The following is a 25336-nucleotide window of genomic DNA, read 5'->3' as shown; positions in this document are numbered from 1 at the left end:
TTTGCGGCTCAAAAATTCCCTGTTGTAATGAGTCATTCTGTTCAAATAAAAAACGCGCTGATTTCTGTTTATTACAAAGACAACCTCGAGCCTATAATTCATGAGTTGAACCGCCTTGGTGTGAAGATCTATTCTACTGGTGGTACCGAAACTTTTATACGCGACCTTGGTGTTGATGTAATTGCTGTTGAGGATCTTACGTCGTATCCGTCTATCCTTGGTGGCCGTGTAAAAACCCTGCACCCAAAGGTGTTTGGCGGTATTCTTGCCCGCAGAAGTTTTGATAGCGATGAACAGCAACTGGCCCAGTACGAGATTCCCGAAATTGACCTGGTAATTGTTGACCTTTATCCGTTTGAAGAAACGGTAAATTCGGGCGCAGGGCAGGAAGATATTATCGAGAAGATCGACATTGGCGGTATCTCGCTTATCCGCGCGGCAGCCAAAAACTTTAAGGATGTAGTGATCCTGGCTTCTAAAAACGATTACAGCGAACTGGAAGAGATTCTGAAAACACAGGAAGGTAGTACTACCATTGATCAGCGCCGCCGTTTCGCTCAAAAAGCATTCAATATTTCATCAAACTACGATACCCATATTTTCCAATACTTTGACCAAAGCGAGCCGATGCCTGTTTTTAAACAAAGCATCCAAACCAGCCAGGTTTTACGTTACGGAGAAAACCCGCATCAAAAAGGTACATTCTACGGTAACCTTGATGCCATGTTTAACAAACTGAATGGTAAAGAGCTGTCATACAACAACTTGGTTGATGTTGACGCTGCCGTTGCTTTGATAGATGAGTTTACCGAGCCTACTATCGCTATATTAAAACATACTAATGCTTGCGGTATTGCATCGCGCCAGCACATTAAACAAGCCTGGATTGATGCTTTGGCTTGCGACCCAGTTTCGGCCTTTGGTGGTGTTATTATCGCTAATGATGAGATTGATGCCGCTACCGCGACAGAGATTGACAAGATCTTTTACGAGGTATTAATAGCACCGGCTTATACAGACGAAGCGGTTAAGATCTTATCGGCTAAAAAGAACCGCATTGTATTGGTTCGCCAGCCGGTGGAGCTGTCGCTTAAGCAATTTAAAACCTTGCTGAACGGTGTTATCGAACAGGATAAAGACCTAACCGTTGAAGGCCCGGCACAAATGAATTCGGTTACCGATAAAAAAGCGACCGAGCATGAACTGCGCGACTTGCATTTTGCCAATAAAGTGGTTAAGCATACCAAATCTAATACTATCGTGTTCGCTAAAGACAACCAGTTAATGGCAAGCGGTGTGGGCCAAACATCAAGGGTGGATTCTTTGAAACAGGCTATCATCAAGGCCGAAGGTTTTGGTTTTGACCTGAAAGGCGCGGTGATGGCATCTGATGCTTTCTTCCCTTTTCCTGATTGTGTGGAGATAGCCGCCAATGCAGGTATCACAGCCGTTTTACAGCCGGGTGGTTCTATAAAAGATCAGGATTCGGTAAACATGTGTAACCAAAAAGGCATTGCCATGGTTACCACAGGTGTGCGTCACTTTAAACATTAGGGGTGAGTGGTTTATTGGGTGAGTGGGGGTGGTTGTTAAATAGTTTAAAATATAAAATTGACAGCTACTCACTTAATTAACTCAATTAACCAATAACTAACATATACGAATTATTAAAAATTAGAGTTATTAATTACTAATTTACACGAATACAGCGGCCGTGTTATTTGTCGCCAAAAACAGTTTTAATATCACATTCCAGCTTAAATAGAAATAACGCCAAATGGGTTTATTTAATTTTTTCACACAAGAGATAGCCATTGATTTGGGTACCGCAAATACCCTTATCATACATAATGATAAAGTTGTTGTTGATGAGCCATCTATTGTGGCCTTTGACCGTACAACAAACAAAGTAATTGCCATTGGCCGCCAGGCTATGCAAATGGAGGGCAAAACCCACGATAACATCCGTACCGTTCGCCCGCTTAAAGATGGTGTAATTGCCGACTTTAACGCTGCCGAGCTGATGATACGCGGGATGATCAAAATGATAAACCAGGGTAAAGGATGGTTTTTCCCATCATTACGTATGGTTATCTGTATCCCGTCGGGTATTACCGAGGTAGAGAAACGCGCGGTACGCGATAGCGCCGAAATTGCAGGTGCCAAAGAGGTTTACCTGATCTACGAACCAATGGCTGCTGCTGTAGGTATTGGTATCGATGTGGAAGAGCCTATGGGTAACATGATCATTGATATTGGTGGTGGTACTACCGAGATAGCGGTTATCGCTTTATCAGGTATCGTTTGTGACCAGTCTATTCGCGTAGCGGGAGATAACTTCGACTCTGATATTGTACAATACATTCGCCGCCAGCACAATATCATGATTGGTGACCGTACTGCCGAGAAAATTAAAATTGAAGTAGGTGCTGCTTTACCGGAACTTAGCGAACCACCTGCAGATTTCGCCGTACAAGGCCGTGATTTGATGACAGGCGTGCCGAAACAGATCACCGTATCATACACCGAAATCGCGCACTGCCTTGATAAATCGATCTCGAAAATTGAGGAAGCAATCTTGAAAGCGTTAGAGATCACTCCACCAGAACTTTCTGCGGATATATACCAGACCGGTATTTACCTTACAGGCGGTGGCGCATTACTACGCGGACTTGATAAGCGTGTGGCTGCCAAAACAAAATTACCTGTACACGTAGCCGAAGATCCACTTCGCGCCGTAGTACGCGGTACAGGCACAGCCCTTAAAAATATAGGTAACTTTAAGTTTTTAATGCAATAGAGGATTAGTGAGTGGTGAATAGTTGATTAGAGAGTGGTTATGGCCGCTCTGAAAACCATTCACCACTTACCCAATCAACCACTCACCAACAGATGCGCAACCTCCTGATATTTATCACTAAGTACAACGCATTCTTCCTGTTCCTTATTTTTATGATAAGTTCGCTTATCATTTATATCAAGTACAACTCTTTCCAAAAGGCATCTTTCATCAACAGCACCAACCAGGTAACCGGTAATTTGTACGCTAAAGCGGATGAATTTAAGGGTTACTTAAGCCTTAAAGAAGTTAATGATAAACTTGCCAAAGAGAATGCCGAATTACGGAACGAACTGCGTTCATCCAAATATGTTGATACCATATCTAAGCACCAGGTTACCGATTCGGTTTACAAACAGCAGTACGTTTACATTCCTGCGCAGGTTATCAGTAACTCGGTAAACAAGCGGAACAACTATTTAACTATTAGCCGCGGCAGTAAAGATGGCATAGCTAAAGGTATGGGTGTAACCTCTGCCGATGGGGTAGTGGGCAAGGTTGTTTTTGTGGGCGAGCATTTATCTATTGTACAATCCCTGCTTCATAAAGATTCGCGCTTTAGCGCCATGCTGGCTACCAACAAAGCCATTGGCTACCTGCAATGGGGCGAAGATATGAACCCGCATAAAGGTTTACTGATTGATGTATCAAACAATGCCCAGCCAAAGGTTGGCGAGTTGGTGGTTACGTCAGAGTTATCCTTATTCCCGGCGGGGATCCCAATTGGGAAGGTAAGCAAGCTAAACGCTAAAGGAGGTGGCTTTTTCCTGAACATGGAAGTTGCCCTCGCTGTTGATTTTAGTAAACTGGAATACGTAGATGTGGTAATTAATAAATTTGCCATAGAGCAGGCTACCTTAGAAGCACAGGAGAAAAAAGCCGATGAGTAGGATACTGATCATTAACCTTATCCGTTTTGTAGTGCTGGTAGCGCTGCAGGTTTTCCTGCTGAAAAACATTTCGCTGTATAATCTTTCTACTCCATACCTGTACATCTTATTCATAATGTTGCTGCCGTTCGAAACGCCAAACGTGGTGCTTTTCGCGCTGGCGTTTGTACTGGGTTTAACCATAGATGCCTTTTACGATACACCGGGCCTGCATGCTGCATCGTGTACCTTGCTGGCATTGGTTAGGATAATGTTCATCAGCATAACGGTACAAAAAGATGGGTTTGATAACGAGCCCGAGCCTACGCTGAGCATTATGGGTTTCAGGTGGTTTTTTACGTACGCGCTTATCCTTACGCTTTTTCACCATTTCTTCCTGTTCAACCTCGAAGTTTTTAGGTTTGATGAGATAGGTTACACACTAAGCCGGTTTATATTCAGTTCAATATTTACAGTATTTTTGATGCTGGTTTCGGGCTTATTATTTTTCAGAAAGAAAGAGCGTAAATAATGAATAGTTTTTTTGAGCGGAGGTACGTTATTGCCGGCATTTTTATCACATTGATACTGGTGCTGCTTGCCCGTTTGTTTTATATCCAGGTGGTAGATGACCGCTACGCTTTATACGCCAGCCAAAACGTTGTACGTAAATTTGTAAAGTACCCGGCCCGCGGCCCCATACTTGATCGTACCGGCAAAATAATGGTGCAGAACGAACCCGTTTACGACATTACCGTTGTACCCAAACAAGTTAAAGCATTTGACACCGTTGAGTTTTGCAAGTTATTAGGCATCGACCGGGAAGGTTATGATAAGCGCATGATCAAGGCCCGCAAGTACTCGCCGTATCGCACTTCGGTTTTTGAGAAACAGGTAACGGTAGAGCAGTACGCCGCCTTCCAGGAACGCTTGTCGGAATTTCCCGGTTTTGATACTCAGCAACGCTCGCTACGTACCTATCCGGATACTGCCGCCGCGCAATTTCTTGGTTACATTGGCGAGGCCACGGATGCCATCATCAAAAGATCTAACGGGTACTACAGTCCGGGTGATTATGTGGGCATTACCGGGGTAGAAAAATCATACGAAACGGTTTTGCGTGGGCAGCGCGGTGTAGAGAATATGATGGTAGATTCGCGCAACGTGCGCAAAGGCAAATATGCCAATGGTGCTTTCGATACATCGGCAGTAGCCGGCGAACGCCTGATCTCGTCATTGGATATGACCATCCAAAAACTGGGCGAAAAGCTAATGACGAACAAGGTTGGCAGTATTGTAGCCATTGAGCCATCAACCGGCGAGATCCTTTGCTTTGTAAGCAGCCCAACGTATGATCCTAATTTGCTTGTAGGCCGCCAGCGCGGAAACAATGCAGCCGCGTTATATAAAGACCCGTATAAGCCATTTTTTACAAGGCCGGTACAGGCTTATTATCCTCCGGGCTCTTCATTTAAGCCGCTAAGCGCTTTGATAGGTTTGCAGGAAGGAATTATTAAACCAACCGACACTTACAATTGCATAGGCTATTATATGGCCGGCAACCATAGGGTTAAATGTACGCACGTGCATGGCACGGTTAATTTGGCAGGTGCCATTGCCGGTTCTTGTAACGGATATTTTAATATGGTATTTGCCAAGGTGCTAAACGCGCAGGGGGGTAAAAATACCGATGCCAGTTACACCAGCTGGAAAGCAAATGTAAACAAGTTTGGTTTTGGTGAACGTTTAGGGGTTGATATCCCGAGCGAAGGCAAGGGACTTGTACCTACCGCTAATTATTATGATAAGATCTATCATCGCGGCGGCTGGCGTTCTACCACGGTAGCATCGTTAGCCATTGGCCAGGGGGAATTACTGGCCACACCGTTACAGTTGGCAAATATCGAGGCTACCATTGCTAACCATGGGTTTTACTATAAACCCCACCTCATAAAGGCCATAGGCGATAAGCAGGTAATTAAAAAGGAATATACAGTTAAAAATTATGTAGGTATTGATGCCCAGTATTTTGAACCTGTTATAAACGGGATGCAAAGTGTGGTTGATTATGGTACGGGGCAAGGCTCTAAAATACCGGGGATTGTGATGTGCGGTAAAACGGGTACGGCACAAAATCCGCATGGTAAAAACCACTCGTTATTTGTGGCATTTGCACCACGTGATAACCCTAAGATAGCCATAGCGGTTGTAGTAGAAAATTCCGGCGATGGCGGTACCTGGGCTGCGCCTATAGCCAGCTTTATTGTTGAACAATATTTAAAGGGAAGTATCTCCAAACGTCCGTCGGGCATTTACCCGGAGTATTACATCGAGAAAAACCTGTTGCCTGCCATAATCGTGAAACCTGTCGATAAAGCAAGAATTAAAGCTGATAGTATTAAAAAAGCCACTGCCGACTCTGTAAAAAAAGCTGCTATAGATTCTGTAAGCAAACTTAAATCGGCAAAAAACAAACCGGCAAAAAAAGCCGAACAGAATAAGTTAACCGCCTTGCTGCCAAAAAGGAGGGGCGATGAATAACCAGCGGAGCTTCTTTTTTAACGTGGACTGGTTAACGGTGCTGCTTTATTTGGCGCTGTGTACCATTGGCTGGTTCAACATCCACGCGGCGGTGTTCGATGAAAACCATCGGAGTGTTTTTGATATGGATACCCAATACGGGAAGCAATTTATTTACATTATGTCGGCGCTGGTTATTGGTACGGTTATCCTTTTGCTGGAAAGCCGTTTCCTCTCGGCACTCGCGCCGGTGTTTTACGTCGTTACGGTGCTGCTACTTTTGGTTGTGCTTGTTGCGGGCCGTAATGTGGGCGGTAACCAGGCCTGGATTGATATGGGGGGCGGTTTTAGGCTGCAACCATCTGAGTTTTCCAAGTTTGCCACCTGTTTACTGCTGGCGCGATACCTCAGCGCTACCAACGTAAAAGTAACCGATCCAAAATCGTTCCTGATAGCGGGCGGAATTATCTTCCTTCCCATGCTGCTCATCAAAATGCAGCCCGATGACGGGTCTACTTTGGTGTTTTGCTCCTTGATTTTGGTGCTTTACCGCGAGGGGTTATCGGTTTATTTCCTAATCATTATCGGTTTATTGGTAGCTTTGTTTATATCGGCATTACTGGTAAGCGTTTGGTATATCATCATCGCCATAATAATTATAGTAGCCCTGCTGCTGTTTATGTTTGGCCGCAACCGCAAGTTTGCCACCGGAGTTATCATCGGGTTGGTAGTAGCCATCGGTTTTGTATTTGTAGCGAAGCCGCTATACATGCATGGTTTAAAACCACACCAGCGCGTACGTATCGATGAGGTTTTGGGCTTGAGTAAAGACTTGCGTGGCGTGGGTTACAACCAAAACCAATCTAAAATTGCCATAGGGTCCGGCCGTGTATGGGGTAAGGGGTATCTGCAAGGCACCCAAACAAAATACGCCTTTGTACCCGAGCAAAGCACCGACTTTATATTCTGCACCGTAGGCGAGGAGTGGGGTTTTGCAGGCTCGGTTGTGGTGCTGGGTTTATACCTGTTCCTGCTGTTGCGCATTATTGTAATTGCCGAGCGACAGCGCGCGCCGTTCTCGCGTATCTATGGCTACGGGGTCGCATCCATTATCTTTTGCCACGTTATTATAAATATAGCGATGGCTATCGGTTATATGCCTGTGATCGGGATCCCGCTGCCATTTATTAGTTACGGTGGATCTTCGTTATGGAGTTTTACCATCCTGCTATTCATCCTGCTCAAGCTGGATTCTAACCGAATGGGATTATCTACAGACAGGTTTTAATTACAAAGGAGGTATTGCCGAATTACGTGTAACGCCTTTTCAGCAACGCGTAAAACTTATCCATAGTAGCCTTTTTACCTTCCCAGTTGTTTTTGGTAACGTAGTTGGTTTTTAGGAAGCGGTCGGCCTCTTCAAAATTAGCGAAGCGATTCACTATCTCAATGGCTTCGCTGTAGGCAAGGCTGTAGCCGTTAAAAAGGTCTTTCACAAAAAGCAGTTTATCATTCAGGCTGATGGCCGCTTTAATATCCTTTATCGGTGCTTCAGCAGGCTCAACGCTTGTTGCGCCCTGGTTGCCCTTCAACTGTGCCGACATCCGCTCGTTAAACGAAAGCGGCTTGGTTTCCTTAACAGGTTCGGGAGTGGGTGCAGGAGCAGGCACAGGTTCTTCTTCCTTAACTTTTGGTGTATTATCAATAACCGGCTCGGGGTTGGTTGGTACTATGTTGGGTTCCTGCGTTTCGTCGTCGGTATTGATGATCTCACCATCCAGGATGTTCTCCATGGTAACCGCGTTGGTTTTTGGCACTTCCTTTTTCTCGGGCACTACAACCGGGGCTTCATCTTCCTCGTCCCGGTCATCAGCCTCATCCAGGATCAAATTATGCTTAATAATTTCCGGCTCCTCGCGTTCAAACGAGTAGCTGTCTTTATCGCTGCCGCTGCTCAGATCTACGTGCGGAGTTGGCTGTTCGTCCTCAACCGGGGTTATCTCTATTTGTAGAGGCTTTTGTTCAACAGGTTTTTCGGGTTTAAACAGTGTGCGTTCAACCACCGGCCTCGCCTGGTGCACAAGCGGTTCAAAATATTTGGGTTCGTCGGTGCTTGGCCTCTTTGTTTCTACTACAACGGGCTTTGCAGGTTCGGGCCTCAGGTCTGCAGGTTTTTGCAGGTCTAGCTTTTTTTCCTCCACGTGTGGTGGCAATGTATGCTGTAGCTGTACCTTTTGCAGGTTCAGTTTCCTTAAAATTTCGGCGTGGTCTTTTAAAAAGTGGGTGTTGGCAACAAAAAGTTCAAGTTCAAGGTCGTTAAGGTTATCTGCAGTGCTTTGCAGGTACTCATATTGCTCGTTAAGTTCTTTTATTATTGCGCCGGTCTTTTTAAATACTTCCTGCTGCTTCATGGCTTTAATGTTAGGAAATTGCTTACCAAAAATAGCATAAAATTCTGATATTAGCCCCTCACTAAAGTTTTGAGCGTTTGTATACCGAGGAAGTTTTTAAGAGGCGAAATGAGATTGGCGGGAGTTTGGAAGTGGTCTGTGGATCAATGTTTTCGGGTAAAACCGAAGAGTTGATCAGGCGGGTTAACCGCGCGCGGATAGCAAAAGTAAATGTGGAGATTTTTAGCCCGGTGGCCGATAAGCGCTACGATAAAAGTGCCCTCGTGTCGCATAACCTCAATTCTATCCCTTCAAAAGCAGTTACTAAAGCCGCCGAAATTTTGCCACTGGCAAGCCACATCCAAATGGTTGGGATTGACGAAGCCCAGTTTTTTGATGACGAGCTTCCTTCAGTTTGCCAAACCCTTGCAGATGCCGGCATCCGCGTAATTGTGGCCGGTTTAGATATGGATTTTAAGGGCCGCCCGTTTGGCACTATGCCCCAAATAATGGCCATGGCAGATTCTGTTACCAAGCTGCATGCAGTATGCGTAAAATGTGGGCAACAGGCTATGTACTCGTACCGTTTGGTACCCAACGAAAGCCGGATCCTTTTAGGCGAGAAAGAAAGCTACGAAGCCCGCTGCCGCAATTGCTTTAATTTGGACGGGAGCATATAACTGTTTGTTACTTGGTGAGTTTACTCACCCCGACATCGATACGCTTGCCGACCCTCTCTGCTTTTCAAAAAGAGTAAGAAATAAAGGATTTTTTTTTTACTCTCCTTCCGCGCAGCGAAGGGAAGTTGGTCGAGCGAAGCAATGACCGGGGTGGGTAAACTCGTCGCCATGCTAAAAAACATCCGCAATTAATCCCCCAAATCCCCTAAACATCCCGCAAACACACTTTGTATAAATAAAATTACAATAGGCAAATAAACAATAACCCAATAATTAAGCTTATCTTACTAAGATAACCGATACACCATGAGCATTAGCTTACTTGCCTCTATACACTGCAAAAAAGATGCAGAGGGAGCGTTTGATACAGAGTTGAAGAAATTGGTAGAAGCATCGTTAAAGGAAGAAGGCTGCCTGGCCTACGAACTTTACCAGTATAAGGATGAGCCTACCAAATATGTTATAGAAGAGGAATGGGCAGATGAGGATGCGTTAAGCCGTCACATGGAAGCCCCTCACTACAAATACTTTGTACATATCTCTCCGGCGCTTTTAGAAACGCCTGCCGATGTGAAAATACTTACACGCTTAATTTAAGGCATTTTTGCTTGTATCAACATAAACAATAATTATAATTTACTGTTATAATTAAAAATTAATATTGATTGAAGTTATGGCCAAGAAGATTTTAGTAATTGAGGATGATAAAGATATTAGGGACACGGTTACGCTCGCGCTGGAAAGCGAGGGGTATGAAGTGATCTCTTCTGATAATTCCCGTATACTAAAATCGTTGGACCAACACAAGCCTGACCTGATCATGATAGACAACTGGCTAACCGAATGGAAAAGTGATGCCAACGGCCAGCAATTAAGCCGTGAGCTAAAATCAGATCCTAAAACAAAGCATATCCCCGTTATCATCGTATCGGCAGTAAGCAATATCGCCGAAATAGCCGAAGCCGGATTGTCTGACGGATATCTCAAAAAACCATTTAACCTTGATGAGTTATATGGGATAGTGAAGAAACACTTATAGCCCCCCAAGCCTTCGTTAGCTAACGAAGGAGTTTTTGAAAAGCATAAATAATAACAAAGCCCAACTCCGAAAGAAGTTGGGCTTTATTATATATAAAATCCTGCTCCCCCTTTAGGGGGCTGGGAGGCTTAACTTTGGGCTACAGCTTCACACCCAAACCAATGTTAAACGAGATACCATCGCCGGGCAAAATGCCGGGGCCGGGATACATGTTTATGCGGCGGGTAAAGTATTTCTGATCGGTAAGGTTGTTGATGTTGAAATTAACGTGGTAGTTTTTCAGAAAACCATAGTTAAACGCCAGATCAACCAATTTGTAGGCCGGTACCACTCCTGTTGCACCAGTTGGGTTAAACGCGGTGTTATTGGCATCGCTAAACTGCTTGCTTACATAACTGAACAATACTGTAGAAGTAATGTGGCTGGTTAGGTAAGTAAGGCCTGTACGGTTGGTCCAGTCTGGTGTGCCTTCAATTTTATGGCCTGCCAGGTTTGTGTTTACACCGGCATTGTTGATGCTGTCGCTAACATATCTGCCATGGGTGTAGGCCAGGGTGTTAAACAAACGCAAATCGCTGTTTGCCTGCTTATTAAACCCGCGGATGAGTGATAGCTCGATATAAGCTTCTACACCTTTAGCTTCGGCATTGCCAACAGTGGTTAAATAAAAATGATTTGCACCGCCTGCATTTTGCACGGTTAAAGTACCTGCGCGGTTGTTAAAGCGTACAAAAAAGCCGTTCACATCAAATGTAAAGGCCTGGTCTGATTTACCGCGGTAACCCAGGTCGGCATTGTAGCCTTTGCTGTCCTTCATGTTAGGGTCAACAATAGTTAGCTGATCGGCAGGGGTAACAGCCGCGTAAATATACGGGCGGTAAGCCTGCGAAATATTACCATAAAGCTGTGTGGTACTGCCCGCCTGATATTGCAAACCGGTACCAAATAATGGGAAGCTACGGTCGCGTTTGTAATTTACATTGGTGCTGCGGTTATTCACAACGCCATCGATAGTGGTTTTAATACCCTCGTAACGTATGCCCGGCGTAACCGATAATTTATTGGTGATGCGGAAGATGTTTTCTGCAAAAGCCGCATAGTTAATGGCGTTCAGGTCAAGGTCGATGCCATAATCTTTAACCAAACTCAGGTCGAAATTGCTGGCGGTTGTGCCCACACCTTTTTGCTGGCGATGGGTAGATCCATCTGCAAACCTTAAACCTGTAGTAAGCGTACTGCTTACGTTGCCAATATGGTAGTTATGCAATAAACGGGCTTCGGTGGTAAAGCTTTTGTAATGGTCGCGGTCAACCTGGCGCGGGTTGTAGGTGCCTAAGGCGGGGTTTACCAAATCGGCTGTGCTGGATGGCGCTATAAACTGCACACTACTGCGCTCGCCAAACAACACGTGCGAGGTTATCTCTAACTTAGTATTAGGGCTAAAGTTATAATTGAAAATAATAGCGGGGATATTAATAGCCGGCCTAAAAAAGTTGCGAAAACGGTTCGATTGCCTGCTGGTAGCATTGTACATATCATCGGTTAAGCCACCGGCAATTTGCTGCACATAATCTGACCGTGAGAACTGGAACGACAAGCTACCTTTCGTGTTGAACTGGTACTTGATGTTGGCATAGTATGCATGGGAATTAAAGGCTGCATCCGGGCGCCAGCCATCGCCGCTGCGGGCGTCAAAGTAAGCGTAGTAACTCACTTTGCCCACCTTGCCGCCTATGGCATTGTACGAGTTAAAGAAACGGTTGCTCCCTGCTGTCTGCTCGCTTTCGATGCCGAAGGTTTTGGTAGTATCCGGCTGTTTAATTTTAAAGTTTATCATCCCACCAAACTGGCTGCCAAATTGCAGGGATGATGCGCCACGCACGTATTGCACCTCGCCGATAGCCTGGAAAGGCATATTATAGTGATTTTCGGGGTACCCTACCACATCCGAGTTGGTGTTATAGCCATTCTGGCGGATGTTGGTTTCTATAGAGCGGTGCATATCGGTACCACGTGTACCAATGTTAAGCTGCAGGCCTGCGCCATCCATTTCCCAAACATTGATGCCCGGTACTTGCGAGAACAGGGTACGGGCGTTGTTGCCCGCTAAGTTTGCCTTGCCCGGGTCGGCATAAATAATATTGGTTTTTTTGCCCGAGAAGATGTAGGTGCCCGATACATCGGGCAGGTTTTTGTTGCGCGATTCTTTAATGATCACGCTATTGAGTTTAACGGTGTCCTTACTTGTAGTTTGCGCCTGCGTATGGTACGCGCTTGCAGATATAACCACTGCTAACAGGGTTTTATAAAAATTTTTCATGTACAGTTTTTAAGAAATAGAAATTATAGGGTTAAATAAAATAGCATTGGCACAAAGCATTGTAGTGCTGTGCATTGTTTAACAGGATGCTATAAAATGAAGTGTTAACCTATAACTTCGGGAGGCTGGCCCGCTACCGGGATATACTGCGGGGTAGCAAGGGCATAAGTTTTGGTGAAGCCTTGCGGCGGGATATTATCGAAACGGAGGAAATTGATCACCAGTTGCATGTGGTCGTAAGTGTTGTCAACGCCGCCTTTTTTAACGGAATTATCCTTAGCGTTTTTATCCGTAGGGATGTCGTTTATTTGCTTGGCGTAAATAACGTTGTTATCTATCAGCTTGGTTTTTTCGCAGTTAGGCACACACATTACATAAAGCGTGTCCTTAGTAAATTTCAGCTTAACATAGTTGTAGCAAGCATTTTTCAGCTGGATAGATCCGCTTACATTCTTGTAATCGCTCCATTCGTTTATGCCGGGCAGGTTTTGCTTTACCTTAAGCTCAACCAGCGCGTTTGGGTCGTACAGGTCGTTGCTGATCAATTCGTTCATATGCCTGTCGGCGCGCTCCACCATGTAATTCTGCAGCAGCATGTATCCTCCCCAATTAAAAAAGTGGATAGTTAACAGAAGTATGGCGAAAATGCGTTTCAAATGTAATTAGGCCTGTAAAACGCAATTTAAACTAAAATTTTTATGAGTCGCGCTACTGAGCGCATTTTTTAACGTATGTATAATAGTTGCACGTTGGCGGCCAAAAATTAATAATTATTTAGTTATTTTACAGTTGCAAACATAATTTTCATATAGGCCTTAACACCCTTTTAAAACCGGTTTTATAATATTTTTTTTACTGATGCAAAGCAAAAAGCGAGTGCTGTTTTATTTAGTCGACGGCGCCCACAGTGAAGTTTTACCCGAATTAATAGAGAAGGGTGAACTACCCAATATAAAACGGATAATAGACGAGGGAACCTATCGCAAGGCTACCACCTGTTTCCCATCTACCACCGGCCCTGCATACCTGCCATTTTTAACCGGGCATTTCCCCGGCACCATGGATATTACAGGCATCCGCTGGTTCGATAAAAAGGAATTTAAACGCAGCCGCCTAAACAAAATGGCCATGCGCAGCTACTGCGGCCCCGAAGCCGCCTGGTTTAATACCGATATGCCTGCCGATAAACCCACGCTGTTTGAGCTAATGGGCGAATCGTACAACTTGTACAACATGATAACCCGCAGCGTACCCGATGAATATGACCTGGGTAAAAAAGGCAAGGGTTTAATGTACACCCGCGCACACTTTAAACTGCGACACCACCCGGTAGATATACAGGGCCATGCCCGAATTATGGAAATGATAAATTCGGGTAAGGATTTTGATTTTCTATTTGCGGTGTTCCCGAGTGTAGACTGGGATTCGCATTACCACCACATCCGCGACCCGCGCACGGTTGAGGCGTATAAAATTGCGGATCGCAGCCTGGGCGAAGTTCGCGCCAAGTTAGAGGAGCAGGGCAAATGGGAAGATATCCTGTTCATCATGACATCAGACCACGGCCTTACGCCAACAACCAAACATCTTGACCTTGCCGACTGGATGACCGACCACGGGCTAAAATCTGTGTACTACCCGGTGATCTGGAAAAGCAACCCGAAATGCGCGGTGATGATATCGGGCAACTCGTTCGGCAGCATCCATTTCCTTAATCACGAGGGCGACCATGTGCTACGCGAACAAGGCATCATCGAAGCCATGGGTGCCGAGCGTTTAGCTTTATTACTGAAAGAGGATGCCGTTGATTTTGCCATTTACCGTGGAGATGAAGAACAAACCTTTATTGTACAAAATAAAGATGGTAAGGCGAAGATCTCGGTTAAGGCTGATGTGTTTACCTACGAACCGCAAACTGCCGACGTTTTAAAATACGGTGTTAAGATAGAAGTTAAGGGGCACCGTGCGATACTTGCCGCTACTTTTGATACCAATTATCCGGATGCGATATTCCAGATCTATCAATTATTTCAAAGCCGCAGGGCAGGGGATATTGTAATAAGTGCCGCCTTGGGTTACGATCTGCGCGATTTTTGGGAGTACCCGGAACACAAAGGTTCGCATGGTTCGTTACACAAATACCACATCCATGTACCGATGATCTACAACCAAAAAGGTTGGGACGAAAAGCCAATGCGCACTGCGGATCTGTTTGACAGCATCCTGAAATGGAAAGGCATCACCCCAAAAAGCTCCGAAGGCGAACCATTATTTTAAGTATTACTGCCCCGTTATAAATGACACAAAATACCCAGCAAACCGCCGAACCCGAGAAGCAGGACGCGAAAAGTGTATTCAACAGAAAAGTTATAATCAAAGGTGCCTTTTGGTTCGCGCTGATCACGGTTGCTACCATAGCGGTGGTTTTCTTTTACAATAACACCGGCGATACGTTAAAGGCCTTGTCGCATATATCCTATAAGTACATCGCCATTTGCATTGTAATGCTTTTTGTAGACCTGATGCTGGGCAGCTGGCGCAACCATATTTACATCCGCAAACTGGCGCCCGGTTTGTCACATTGGGTAAGCTTTAGGGCCAATGTGGCTAACATGTTTATGGGTGCTGTAACCCCGGCCCATGGTGGTGCAGGCCCCGCGCAGATCTTTGTTTACACCAGCAACGGCGTAACGTTTATAGATTCTTTCGCGGTGACTTTATTAAACCTGGGCGCTACGCTGATATTTATGCCATTGGCAGGGTTTATAGCTATTATGCTGATGGATACCACCGAGGTTGGCAGTGTAGTGCCGGGGATGCTTAAATATGGTTTTAGCTTTTTCCTGCTTTTTCTGTTAGCATTCCTGATGGCTTTTTGGAAACCACTATGGGTGGGTACCATCATCAAAAAAATAGCTAAGGGCCTTTCAAAGATCTTCCCTAAACGGAAAGAGGAGCTGGAAAAATGGGCTGATAACACATTCCAAAGTATTAGTAAATACCAACAGACCTGTAGCGTCATCATCCGCAAACACCCGTATTTATTCCCGCTAAGCTTGCTCATTACAACCGTATTATATCTTAATAAATATTGTCTGCAATGGGTGTTATTAATGGGTTTAGGCATTAGTGTTAATTTGGTACAGGTAATATCTATCCAGATATTGATCCAGTTCATGATCTATTTTGCACCAACCCCGGGTGGCAGCGGCTTTGCCGAAGGTTTTATAGCTACGTTATTTGGTAAGATAGTGCCCGCTGCTTTCATCCCCGTTTTTACATTGCTGCAACGGTCGTTCCTGTTGTTTTTCCCTGCATTGATAGGGGCTTATGTGGTACTTAACTTACTGCGTAAACAAACCATGAAGAAGGCTTAGCGTCAGTCGATTAATTTATTATTCTGCAAGTAAATATTTTTATTAATAGCAATAATATATATCTTTAATAAACAAGTCTTATTCCCCTGATGAGAAAGTTATTATTGATACTGTTGCTGTGCATTCCGGTTTTTGCATTCGCCCAAAATAAAACTGTTGACAGTTTAGAAAAGGTACTGGCTAATGCCAGGCCCGACACCACCCGGTCGGACCTGTACTACAATATAGCGCTGGAACTGCAGCGGATGGACCCCGCACAATCTCAAAAAATGATAGACCAGTCGATGGCTATCGCTCAAAAAGTAAATTTCCAGAAAGGTATTGCCAATGTCTATTCCTTCAAATCAATCCAAAGCTCGTATAAGGGGGAGTTTGATTCCATGAAAGTCTATAGCGAGAAATGTATCGAGATAGCCACGAAAGCCAATTTTCCGCTGGGCATCGCCAAAGGCCAAAATGGCCTGGGCATATTTTACTGGCAAACGGGCAACTTTAGCGAAGCGATAAAAAACCACCTTTCAGCATTAGCCATTCGCGAAAAACTAAAAGACACGGTTGGTATAGCTACTTCATTAGGAAATTTGGCGCTGGTTTATTTTGATAATCAAAATTCCAAAGAAGCCGAGCGTAATGCGCTGCTAAGCGTAGAACTTGCCAAAAAAGTAAATAAAAGCAATGTCGTTATCAGCAACCTGCAATTGCTGGCCAACGTTTACGGGCAGGACGGTAAGTTTGATAAAGCCCTTGCCCGCGATGCGGAAGCTTTGATACTTTGCAAGCAGCATAATGATATGCGCGGCTTATCGCAGGTATATTCTAACATGGCTAACTGCTATACCGCAATGAAGCAGTACGACAAAGGGCTAAAATACCAGTTAGAAGTATTAAAGATCGACGAGTTTTTTGGCGATAAAAAGAACATAAGCGATACCTACATGAACATCAGCGCTGCTTATGCCGATCAAAAGCAATTTAAACCCGCGCTCGACTGGATGCTGAAAGGCCTTAAATACGCCCGGGAAAGTAAATATAAGCAAGGCGAAAAGCAGGGCTGGGGTGCGCTTAGCAATATTTACGAGCAATTGGGCGATTATAAAAATGCCCTTGCCGCTCATCAGAAGTACCAGTCGATGAGTGTTGACCTTATCAACGAGAAAAGTAACCAGCAAATAGCGCTGATGCAAACCCAATTTGATACCGAGAAGAAGGAGCAAAAAATAACCCTGCTAAATAATGAGAATACCATTCAAAAGTTATCCATAAGCAAACAAGAAACTACTATTGCTATAATTATAGGTTTGCTAATAGTCGCGGTAGTGGTGGCCTGGTTAATATACAACCGTAATAAGCTAAAGCAAAAGGCACAGTTGCAAGCCCAAATGCTGGAGTATCAGGATACGCTGACCAAAGCCGTGATAGATGCGGAAGAGCACGAGCGCAAACGTATTGGTGCCGATCTGCATGATGGAGTGGGGCAGTTATTCTCCGCAGTAAAAATGAACCTGAACGGTTTGTTCGAAAGGATAAATTTACAACGGGATGAGGACAGGTTTTTGGCCGAAAATACGCTGGCACTGGTTGACGAAAGCTGTAAGGAAGTGCGTGTGATATCGCACCAAATGATGCCTAACAGCCTGCTTAAATCAGGCATTGCTTCCGACCTGAAAAAGTTTATAGAAAAGATAGACGCAGACAGCCTCAAAATAAAACTGGAAACTACAGGGTTTAAAGACCAATTGGAAAGCAATGTGGAAACCATGCTTTACCGCATCATCCAGGAAACCATTAACAACGTTATTAAACACGCCAATGCCACCCAACTGGACATTACTTTGAAACGGTATGATAATGAAATAACGGCCGTAATAAAAGATAACGGTGTTGGTTTTGATACCACAAAAGCAGGAAGCTTTGAAGGCATCGGGCTAAAAAATATCTTAACCCGTATCGAATATTTGCGTGGAACAATAGATTGCCAATCCGCACCGGGCATGGGTACAACCGTTACCGTTAACGTGCCCGCCTGATTATTGCAAAACCATTACCATTACTTGCTTTTTTAAAAAGATATTTACAAATATGGCAGGCAAAAAAATAAAGGCGATAATAACAGGTGCTACCGGCATGGTAGGCGAGGGCGTAATGCTGCAATGCTTACAAAACCCGGATGTGGAAGCGGTGCTCATTATCAACCGTAAACCATCTGGCTACAAACACCCAAAACTAACCGAGATAGTCCATACCGATTTTTATAATCTGATGCCCATTGAAGACCAGTTGGTGGGTTATGATGCCTGCTACTTTTGCCTCGGCATCTCGTCAGTAGGATTAAGTAAGGACGATTACTATAAAACCACATATATGCTTACGCTTGGTGTTGCCCAAACGTTGGCAGCGCTAAACCCGGACATGACCTTCTGCTATGTATCTGGCGCGGGTACAGAGAGTAAGGAAAAAGGCACCGGCTGGGCAGCCGTAAAAGGCAAAACAGAGAACGACCTGATGAAACTACCCTTTAAGCAGGTTTTTGCCTTTAGGCCGGGCTTTATAAAACCTATAGCAGGCCAAACCCGGGTAAATAAGCTTTTTAAATTTATTGCTTGGATGTATCCAATAGGTAGGGCAATGTTCCCCGGAGGTTTTGCACAAGTTAAGGAGATAGGAGAAGCGATGATAAAGGTTACGCAGGATGGTTATCATACCCAGGTCATTGAAGGTAAGGATATTATCGCCCTTGGCAAAACAGCTTAAAATTAATAGTACGATATTTGAAAAGTCCCCCGCAATAATTGCGGGGGACTTTTTGTTTAAACCGATAGGTGAAAAACAACCTAATTAAAGGGTTTTTACACCCTGTGAACATTATTACGCTCGCTGTAGTTTTACATCGTTAATATAAGAACACCTAAACCTTATTAGTTAATACAATTAAGTGCTGCATGCGGGAAATCGGGGGATGACCGTGCGTGGTACTTTTTTGTTTTTTTGGCTTTTTGCTATCAAAAAGCGCTTTGTTCAAAAATTAGTCGACATAGTAAGTTAAAACAATTATTTTGGGCGGATGGTTGTATTTTGCGTAACCCCAGATAAATGAAAGTACTGCTTGTAGAAGATGAACCGGGATTGGTATCGGTAATTGTGCGTGGCCTAACCGACGCCGGTATGGAGGTAAGCGTAGCCGCCGATGGCATTATGGGGTTGGAGATGGCGCAGACGCATAAATTTGATATTATTTTGCTGGATATTATGCTGCCGGGTATGAACGGCATCCAGGTTTGTAAAGAGATTCGCAAGCGGGACGATGGTATTGCCATACTGATGCTGACCGCACTGAACAGTACAGAAAATATTGTAACCGGCTTAAACAGCGGTGCCGACGATTACCTTGCCAAACCTTTTAAATTTGCCGAGCTGGAGGCCCGAATCCGCACGCTTGTACGCCGTAGCAAGGCTGGTAACGCACCTAAAAATGTAATTACCGTTGCTAATTTGGAGATAGATACTGTATCTAAAACCGCTAAACGTGCGGGCAAAGCCATATCGCTTACCGCTACCGAATATCACCTGTTAGAGTATTTCGCTAAAAACCAAAATAGGGTGTTGTCGCGGATCCAGATCCTGGAGAATGTTTGGGATATTGATTTTAACATGGGCACCAATGTGGTTGACGTATACGTAAACTACCTGCGTAAAAAGGTAGATACCGGTTACGATGCCAAACTGATCCATACCGTATTTGGAATGGGCTATATTTTTAAGGAAGAGGTGAATGAAGCTTCAAACTAAAATAACCCTGCTGTTTGTAGTAATATCTACCATTGGTTTGGTGTTGCTCAACGCGTCTATATTTTACTTTGTGTCCGAATTTAACTTCGAGGATTTTTTTAAACGCCTCGAAGCCCGCGTAAACCTTGCCGCCGAAATAAACATCCAGCCGGATAAAGAATCGGTAGCCTATAAGCAAGTACGTACCCGGTATCTCGAAAAATTGGCGAACGAGCAGGAATATATTATAAAACTCGATACCACTAAATCGCCTGCTTATACAAAAATAATAGACCTGCCCGACGAATTTTATCAAAATATCCTGGCAAAAAAGAAAGACCGTTATACCCAGGAAAATCATTTTTATGCCGGGGGATTGTTTATTGTGCATGGCGAAAAGTACATTGTTATTGTAACCGCTAATGACCCTTACGGCTTTAAGGAATTGGAACAACTGAAACGGGTGCTGCTTATTATTTTCGTAGTGTCCATCATCATGACGTATGTAGCGGGTAAGATCTTTTCCTATTATACGGTAAAGCCGGTTCGCAATATCATTAAAAGTGTAAAAAATATAAGCGCCAATAACCTGCACATGCGGCTGGATGATGTAAAAGGCAAGGATGAAATTGCCGAACTGGTGCTCACCTTTAATAATATGCTTACCCGGCTGGAAACCGCCTTTGAAACGCAGAACAACTTTGTAAGCAATGCATCGCACGAGTTACGTACCCCTCTTGCCATCATCAGCGGCGAAACGCAATTGCTTTTAATGGGCAACAAAGTGACCGAAGACGGCAGGGAGGCTGTCAATACTATTTTGGCCCAAGCCGAAAAACTTGGACATATTTTGGCAAGTCTGCTTGGCCTGGCGCAAACAGGTTTTGATGGTAAAAAACAAAACTGGACAAAAATACGGGTAGATGAACTGGTAATGGACGTTGCCGATTCGGTGAAAAAGATAGACCGCAATAGTGTTATCGATGTGGATTTTTCGTCCCTGCCGAATGATGAAAATTTGCTTTACACCGAGGGCAACGTTAACCTGCTGCAACTGGCCGTAAGTAATATTGTGCTCAATGCCTGTAAATATTCTAACAACCGCCCGGTTAACGTACAGGTTACCGCGCAGGATGGCTGCATCATTATCAAAGTAAGCGATAAAGGTATTGGCATCCCCGAACAGGAGCAGCAACACATCTTCGAGCCGTTCTTTCGGGCATCAAATACAGGAGAGTTTAAGGGGCATGGCATAGGCCTGCCGTTAACACTGAATATCATTCGCCTGCATAAAGGCACTATCGGCATCCGCTCGGAAGAACAGGTGGGGACGGAGATCCAAATCATACTGCCGGTGGCTTCTTAGTTCCCTTCTTGTGGGGGTATGGGTGTGTCTCTACGCGCGAACTTGGATTGGTATATCTTTCCATACGCAGAAACACATCCCTGCCACAACACAGCCATCCGCGCCCTCTCTCAAGAGGGGATTTAAAGCACAAAGCCAATAATATAGCAAAGTGTTTCTAATAACTTTCTAATAAGTTATCCCTGTATCTTATACAATAAACATTTATTTGTATTTTATGTACTGATAATCAGTATTTTATGTCGAAATAAAAAGCCCACATTCTAATAAATTTCTAATAGCGCTCTTAATTCATTTTAATAGGTGCGAGGTAGTATTGTAATAAGCAAATAACAAAATGTTAAACTTAAAGCATCTACCTATGAAAACGATATTAATCCCAACCGACTACCAGGCAACATCTTTAGATAGCATCCACGCCATTTGCAGGCAATTTAAGAACGAGGAATTGAACTTTGTATTTGTACACGTGTTTAAGCTGTCAGATTCGTACAGCGACCTGCTGATGTTAAGCCGCCGCAGCCGCGAGTACGAAAAAGTAAGCGACGAGTTTTACCGCTACTGCAATGTGCTGCGCGCCCAGTATCCGCATATCCAAAACATCAAGATCGATTTCTTGTATGGCGGCACGCTAAGCATGTTTAAAGACTTTATTGAAGATAACGATGTGGATATGGTATTGGAAAGCGATAGCTATACGTTCACGCCCATCCATCAATCAAGTGTAGACCCTGGTCTGTTGATCAAACGTTCGGGCCTGCCGGTAATTAATGTGCCTAAAGGCGACTATGCTAAAATGATGGGTGAACAAAAAGCTGCCGTGCCCGCTCAACAGCACGAAGAATTGTTAGAAGTATAACCCCTAAAACAGCTGCCATTATGTTATTAAAAGAAAATATCCCCGTAACATACATCTTCGGGAAAATCAAAAAAGAGGTGCTGCTGGTAACCGTGTACTCGGTATTTATCGCCATTATGTACAGTACGTTCCATTTTACCCGTATTTCTATACCCATTGCAGTGCCTACCATTTTGGGTACGGTAATATCGCTGCTGCTGGCCTTTAAATCTAACCAGGCCTACGACCGTTGGTGGGAAGCCCGTACCCTTTGGGGCGCTATTGTTAACGATACCCGCAGCTTAACCCGCCAGTTGTTAACCTTTGTTGACACACCTTACGCCGAGCACGAGCAAAAAGAATTCTGCGAAAAAATGGCCAAACGCCAGATAGCCTGGTGCTACAGCCTGAGCCATCACTTACGTAAAGAGGACTCTTTACAAGGCCTTGAACGTTTGCTAAGTGAAGAAGATATTGAGCATTTAAAACGGTATGATAACGTGCCCATGGGCTTGTTAGAACTGCAGTCGGCCGACCTGCGTAGCGCCTACAAATTGGGTTGGATAAACGAGTTTCAACAGGTTGCTATAGATGAGACCTTAACCCGTTTCAGTAACGAAATGGGTGGTTGCGAACGCATCAAGAATACCGTATTCCCGGCTACGTATAGTGTGTACATCCACCTGTCGGTATTGCTGTTTGTGTTGTTGCTGCCGTTTGGTTTGATAGAATTTTTTGGGGTGATAGAAGTGCCTTTGGTTATTGCTATAGCATCGTCGTTCTTTTTGATAGAGAACATGGCCATCCACCTGCAGGATCCGTTTGAGAACAAACCTACAGATACCCCAACCACTACTATCTCGCGCACTATTGAGCGGGATATCAAACAAATGCTGAAAGAGAACTACAAGCAAGAAGAACCTGCAAATGGTGCATCGTATAATAAATCAAAAGTGTTTTATATACTCTAAATAGTTTGGGGCGATTTGTTTTAATGAGAAGGCCGGTTAGTTGTGAGAGCTACCGGCTTTTTGAGTAGTAAAAGGTGTAGTAACAACACCGCCGCCAAGCAATTGATTTTACTGTTTTGTACCGGGGTGTCCCACTAAATATTATACAAATGAGAAATTTTATTTAATGTATTGATAACTAATTATTTACAATATTGACTTTTGCATTAAAATAGTTAGCAAAAATTATAAATTATTGATTATAAGGCATTTAAAAAATTAAAAGGGTGTCCCACTGGTTTCTGAATGGGACGGAATGGGACACCCTATTTTATCGCTTTTTTTCGTCATTTTTTCGACTTTGGTTCGGCCTGGAAGATTGCATTAGCGGTGCAAATTAGTCACTGAATGGGAAAAAATGGGACACCCTATTTTCGTTACATTTTTTGGCTTGGTTTCGACTTTGGTTAGGCGTGGAAGTTTGCAATGGTAGAAGAAGATATGGCAAAAGGTAGTTCCCGGCATTGGAATAATTATGCTTGTGAGCCTGAAATCGATTGGAAAAAAGTAAAGTAAAATAAATTCATTTTTTATTCCAGGAAATTTTTTAAATATACCTGGGTTAAAATAAATTTGCGCCAGGTATTGTTTTTGTCAATTCCAGGTTGTATGTTTGTATCTCCAAAAACCAACAATTATGACGTCAAATTATTCTCAAGTAGTATCTTTAGAAGATGCTTTAACCAACCAAAATACTTACGGACGACCTGTTAAAACTTTTATAGGTTTTAATATCGGTTACAGAACCTTTACTTTAAGTTTATCCCTTTTTGAAATTCAAGAAATGACGGAGGTTGCAAATGAGCAATCAAAATCATCAACTGAAATTGCTCAAAGAAAATTAGACTTAACCCATGCTACAGGAATTGCTAATTACATTGTAAAGGGCTTACTAACTGCAGCTAAAAGAAAGAAACTTAAACAAGGACAACCTGTGTCAAAGTCATTTGATGAAATACAGAAAAATTTAGGAATGCAACCCTACTTATCTATTCCTCCATTAGTAGCGTCTTTGAGAAATTGTGAACCCAATGGTACCAATTTAAAGGTTACACCTTTACAAAATTTAGAGGGAGAAACATCTTGTTTCAAGATTTATTTAAATCCTGGAGATACACTTTGGATTGTTGATGGGCAACATAGAAGAATGGGGCTTAACATAGCTTATGATTTTTTAAAAAATGTCGCTTCAGGCCATAGATACCCAGTTAGAGGTTCGTTATACAAAGGCGATACAAAAACAGACATGTCTACTGAACATTTAAGTGTTTGGGCAGATTGCTTTGAAATGCTTAGAGAATGCTATGTATCTGTTGAGGTGCATTTAGGATTAACAATTGATCAGGAAAGGCAGTTGTTTCATGACCTTAATAACTTAAGCAAAAAAGTAGATAAAAGTTTGGCACTAAACTTTGATGGGTCAAATCCTGTAAACTCATTTGTTAAGGAAGTTATTATCGATGACTTATTTAACGAATTTAATTTCCCACTTACTAATGAAAAAGAAAAAGCAGATTGGAATAGTGCCGGTTTAACAAGACAAGAATTAGTTTCAATAAATGCTCTTTTGTTTATGAATAAGACCAATATCAATGGAGCCGTACCTGCTGTTATTGAACCTAAAACAGATACTGCCCGCGCATTTTGGGAAAATGTATTATCAATTGATAATATTGCAGAAGGAAATGCAAAACATCTAACTGTCGCTGCACAACCTGTAGTGTTAAAAGCATTATCTAAATTGACGTTCGATTTTGTTTTTGGTAAAAACAAAGAGTGGGTAAAAGATGATTACGCTGAAAGATTATCGTCTGGGATTAAAACATTTGATTTCAGCCATGATAATCCGATTTGGAGATATTACGAACTTAGTGATGAAGAAAAGATCGCTAATGGTTTTGTATCACTCAAAGAGTATTTACCATCAGAAGATGAAGGTTTTAATAGAGATATGGGTAAATATGATGAGCATACAAAAGTATTCAGATTTGGTGCTAAGCACAATGACATATATCCAATAATTGGGGATATGATACGCTGGAAGCTTGAACTACCAAGCAGAAAAAGAGCCATTTAATTAATATAGACCTTAAGTCCTTTAGAATTCTAAAGGACTTTTTTGTTTCCTAACCACCCCGTCATTTCAAATAAGCTGACTTTAGTTCCGCGGTGAGGCGAAGAGGAATTTGCTTCGCCCTGTAAGTTTGCCAAGTCGCTTGTATAAGATTTCTCCTCGTACCTCGTACGAAATGACAGGGTGGAGAGGAAGGTTTTGTGTTGCCGCTCACCTCTAAACCTGATAGCAGCGATACCGGCCTCGTGC

The 25336-nt window shown here is 43.5% G+C and carries 21 protein-coding genes; 18 read left to right on the top strand and 3 right to left on the bottom strand.

Annotation, left to right across the window (positions count from 1 at the left end; genetic code table 11):
- Nucleotides 1–27 precede the first annotated feature (27 nt).
- The 6 genes from purH to rodA all read left to right on the top strand — a co-directional run bounded on the left by purH (nt 28) and on the right by rodA (nt 7516).
- Nucleotides 28–1554 carry a bifunctional phosphoribosylaminoimidazolecarboxamide formyltransferase/IMP cyclohydrolase gene (gene purH / locus RHM67_RS17460; RefSeq protein WP_322228343.1) on the top strand — a complete coding sequence of 509 codons (1527 nt, stop codon included), beginning with the start codon at nt 28–30 and terminating at the stop codon, nt 1552–1554.
- Between the two features lie 223 nt (nt 1555–1777).
- Nucleotides 1778–2800, top strand: a complete 1023-nt coding sequence (locus RHM67_RS17455; RefSeq protein ID WP_067054626.1) for a rod shape-determining protein — start codon at nt 1778–1780, stop codon at nt 2798–2800.
- Between the two features lie 92 nt (nt 2801–2892).
- On the top strand, nt 2893–3729 hold the full coding sequence (gene mreC / locus RHM67_RS17450; RefSeq protein ID WP_322228340.1) for a rod shape-determining protein MreC: 837 nt from the start codon (nt 2893–2895) through the stop codon (nt 3727–3729).
- Nucleotides 3722–4240, top strand: a complete 519-nt coding sequence (gene mreD / locus RHM67_RS17445) for a rod shape-determining protein MreD (protein ID WP_322228338.1) — start codon at nt 3722–3724, stop codon at nt 4238–4240. The genes mreC and mreD overlap by 8 nt, the downstream gene beginning before the upstream one ends.
- Nucleotides 4240–6249 carry a penicillin-binding protein 2 gene (gene mrdA / locus RHM67_RS17440; protein ID WP_322228336.1) on the top strand — a complete coding sequence of 670 codons (2010 nt, stop codon included), beginning with the start codon at nt 4240–4242 and terminating at the stop codon, nt 6247–6249. Before mreD ends, mrdA begins: the two co-directional genes overlap by 1 nt.
- A complete protein-coding gene (gene rodA / locus RHM67_RS17435; protein ID WP_322228335.1) occupies nt 6242–7516 on the top strand; it encodes a rod shape-determining protein RodA in 1275 nt (424 codons plus the stop codon). Before mrdA ends, rodA begins: the two co-directional genes overlap by 8 nt.
- Before the next feature lie 22 nt (nt 7517–7538).
- Here rodA and RHM67_RS17430 read toward each other — a convergent pair whose 3' ends face one another.
- Entirely contained in the window at nt 7539–8639 is a 1101-nt protein-coding gene (locus tag RHM67_RS17430) for a hypothetical protein (RefSeq protein ID WP_322228333.1), read from the bottom strand.
- 77 nt (nt 8640–8716) lie between these two features.
- Here RHM67_RS17430 and RHM67_RS17425 point away from each other — a divergent pair, with 77 nt between their 5' ends.
- The 3 genes from RHM67_RS17425 to RHM67_RS17415 all read left to right on the top strand — a co-directional run bounded on the left by RHM67_RS17425 (nt 8717) and on the right by RHM67_RS17415 (nt 10337).
- On the top strand, nt 8717–9298 hold the full coding sequence (locus RHM67_RS17425) for a thymidine kinase (RefSeq protein WP_322228330.1): 582 nt from the start codon (nt 8717–8719) through the stop codon (nt 9296–9298).
- A gap of 306 nt (nt 9299–9604) precedes the next feature.
- Nucleotides 9605–9895 (top strand): putative quinol monooxygenase, encoded by a 291-nt coding sequence (locus tag RHM67_RS17420; RefSeq protein ID WP_322228329.1) that lies wholly within the window; start codon nt 9605–9607, stop codon nt 9893–9895.
- 76 nt (nt 9896–9971) lie between these two features.
- Nucleotides 9972–10337, top strand: a complete 366-nt coding sequence (locus tag RHM67_RS17415) for a response regulator (protein WP_322228328.1) — start codon at nt 9972–9974, stop codon at nt 10335–10337.
- A 139-nt stretch (nt 10338–10476) separates the two neighbouring features.
- On the opposite strand, the gene RHM67_RS17410 is transcribed toward RHM67_RS17415, so the two are convergent.
- Together RHM67_RS17410 and RHM67_RS17405 are read right to left on the bottom strand one after the other, a co-directional pair.
- On the bottom strand, nt 10477–12657 hold the full coding sequence (locus tag RHM67_RS17410; RefSeq protein WP_322228327.1) for a TonB-dependent receptor family protein: 2181 nt from the start codon (nt 12655–12657) through the stop codon (nt 10477–10479).
- A gap of 104 nt (nt 12658–12761) precedes the next feature.
- A complete protein-coding gene (locus RHM67_RS17405; protein WP_322228325.1) occupies nt 12762–13313 on the bottom strand; it encodes a hypothetical protein in 552 nt (183 codons plus the stop codon).
- Between the two features lie 202 nt (nt 13314–13515).
- Here RHM67_RS17405 and RHM67_RS17400 point away from each other — a divergent pair, with 202 nt between their 5' ends.
- From RHM67_RS17400 to RHM67_RS17360, 9 genes are all read left to right on the top strand, one after another.
- Nucleotides 13516–14934 carry an alkaline phosphatase family protein gene (locus tag RHM67_RS17400; RefSeq protein ID WP_322228323.1) on the top strand — a complete coding sequence of 473 codons (1419 nt, stop codon included), beginning with the start codon at nt 13516–13518 and terminating at the stop codon, nt 14932–14934.
- Between the two features lie 20 nt (nt 14935–14954).
- Nucleotides 14955–16034 (top strand): lysylphosphatidylglycerol synthase transmembrane domain-containing protein, encoded by a 1080-nt coding sequence (locus RHM67_RS17395; protein ID WP_322228321.1) that lies wholly within the window; start codon nt 14955–14957, stop codon nt 16032–16034.
- Between the two features lie 89 nt (nt 16035–16123).
- Nucleotides 16124–18061 carry a sensor histidine kinase gene (locus RHM67_RS17390; protein ID WP_322228319.1) on the top strand — a complete coding sequence of 646 codons (1938 nt, stop codon included), beginning with the start codon at nt 16124–16126 and terminating at the stop codon, nt 18059–18061.
- A 52-nt stretch (nt 18062–18113) separates the two neighbouring features.
- A complete protein-coding gene (locus RHM67_RS17385) occupies nt 18114–18785 on the top strand; it encodes an NAD-dependent epimerase/dehydratase family protein (protein WP_322228316.1) in 672 nt (223 codons plus the stop codon).
- Between the two features lie 339 nt (nt 18786–19124).
- Entirely contained in the window at nt 19125–19820 is a 696-nt protein-coding gene (locus tag RHM67_RS17380) for a response regulator transcription factor (protein WP_322228315.1), read from the top strand.
- On the top strand, nt 19804–21165 hold the full coding sequence (locus RHM67_RS17375; RefSeq protein WP_322228314.1) for a HAMP domain-containing sensor histidine kinase: 1362 nt from the start codon (nt 19804–19806) through the stop codon (nt 21163–21165). Before RHM67_RS17380 ends, RHM67_RS17375 begins: the two co-directional genes overlap by 17 nt.
- 361 nt (nt 21166–21526) lie before the next feature.
- The gene (locus RHM67_RS17370; protein WP_322228312.1) at nt 21527–22024 is read left to right on the top strand and encodes a hypothetical protein; all 498 of its coding nucleotides are present in this window, start codon (nt 21527–21529) and stop codon (nt 22022–22024) included.
- A 20-nt stretch (nt 22025–22044) separates the two neighbouring features.
- On the top strand, nt 22045–22974 hold the full coding sequence (locus RHM67_RS17365) for a bestrophin family protein (protein ID WP_322228311.1): 930 nt from the start codon (nt 22045–22047) through the stop codon (nt 22972–22974).
- A gap of 676 nt (nt 22975–23650) precedes the next feature.
- Nucleotides 23651–25090 carry a DNA sulfur modification protein DndB gene (locus RHM67_RS17360; protein WP_322228309.1) on the top strand — a complete coding sequence of 480 codons (1440 nt, stop codon included), beginning with the start codon at nt 23651–23653 and terminating at the stop codon, nt 25088–25090.
- Nucleotides 25091–25336 lie beyond the last annotated feature (246 nt).

Origin of the sequence: Mucilaginibacter sp. 5C4 (assembly GCF_034345625.1) — a bacterium.
Lineage (GTDB): Bacteria > Bacteroidota > Bacteroidia > Sphingobacteriales > Sphingobacteriaceae > Mucilaginibacter > Mucilaginibacter aurantiaciroseus.
The sequence above is the reverse complement of the archived record's forward strand: the minus strand, read 5'-3'. Positions and strand labels throughout refer to the sequence as shown.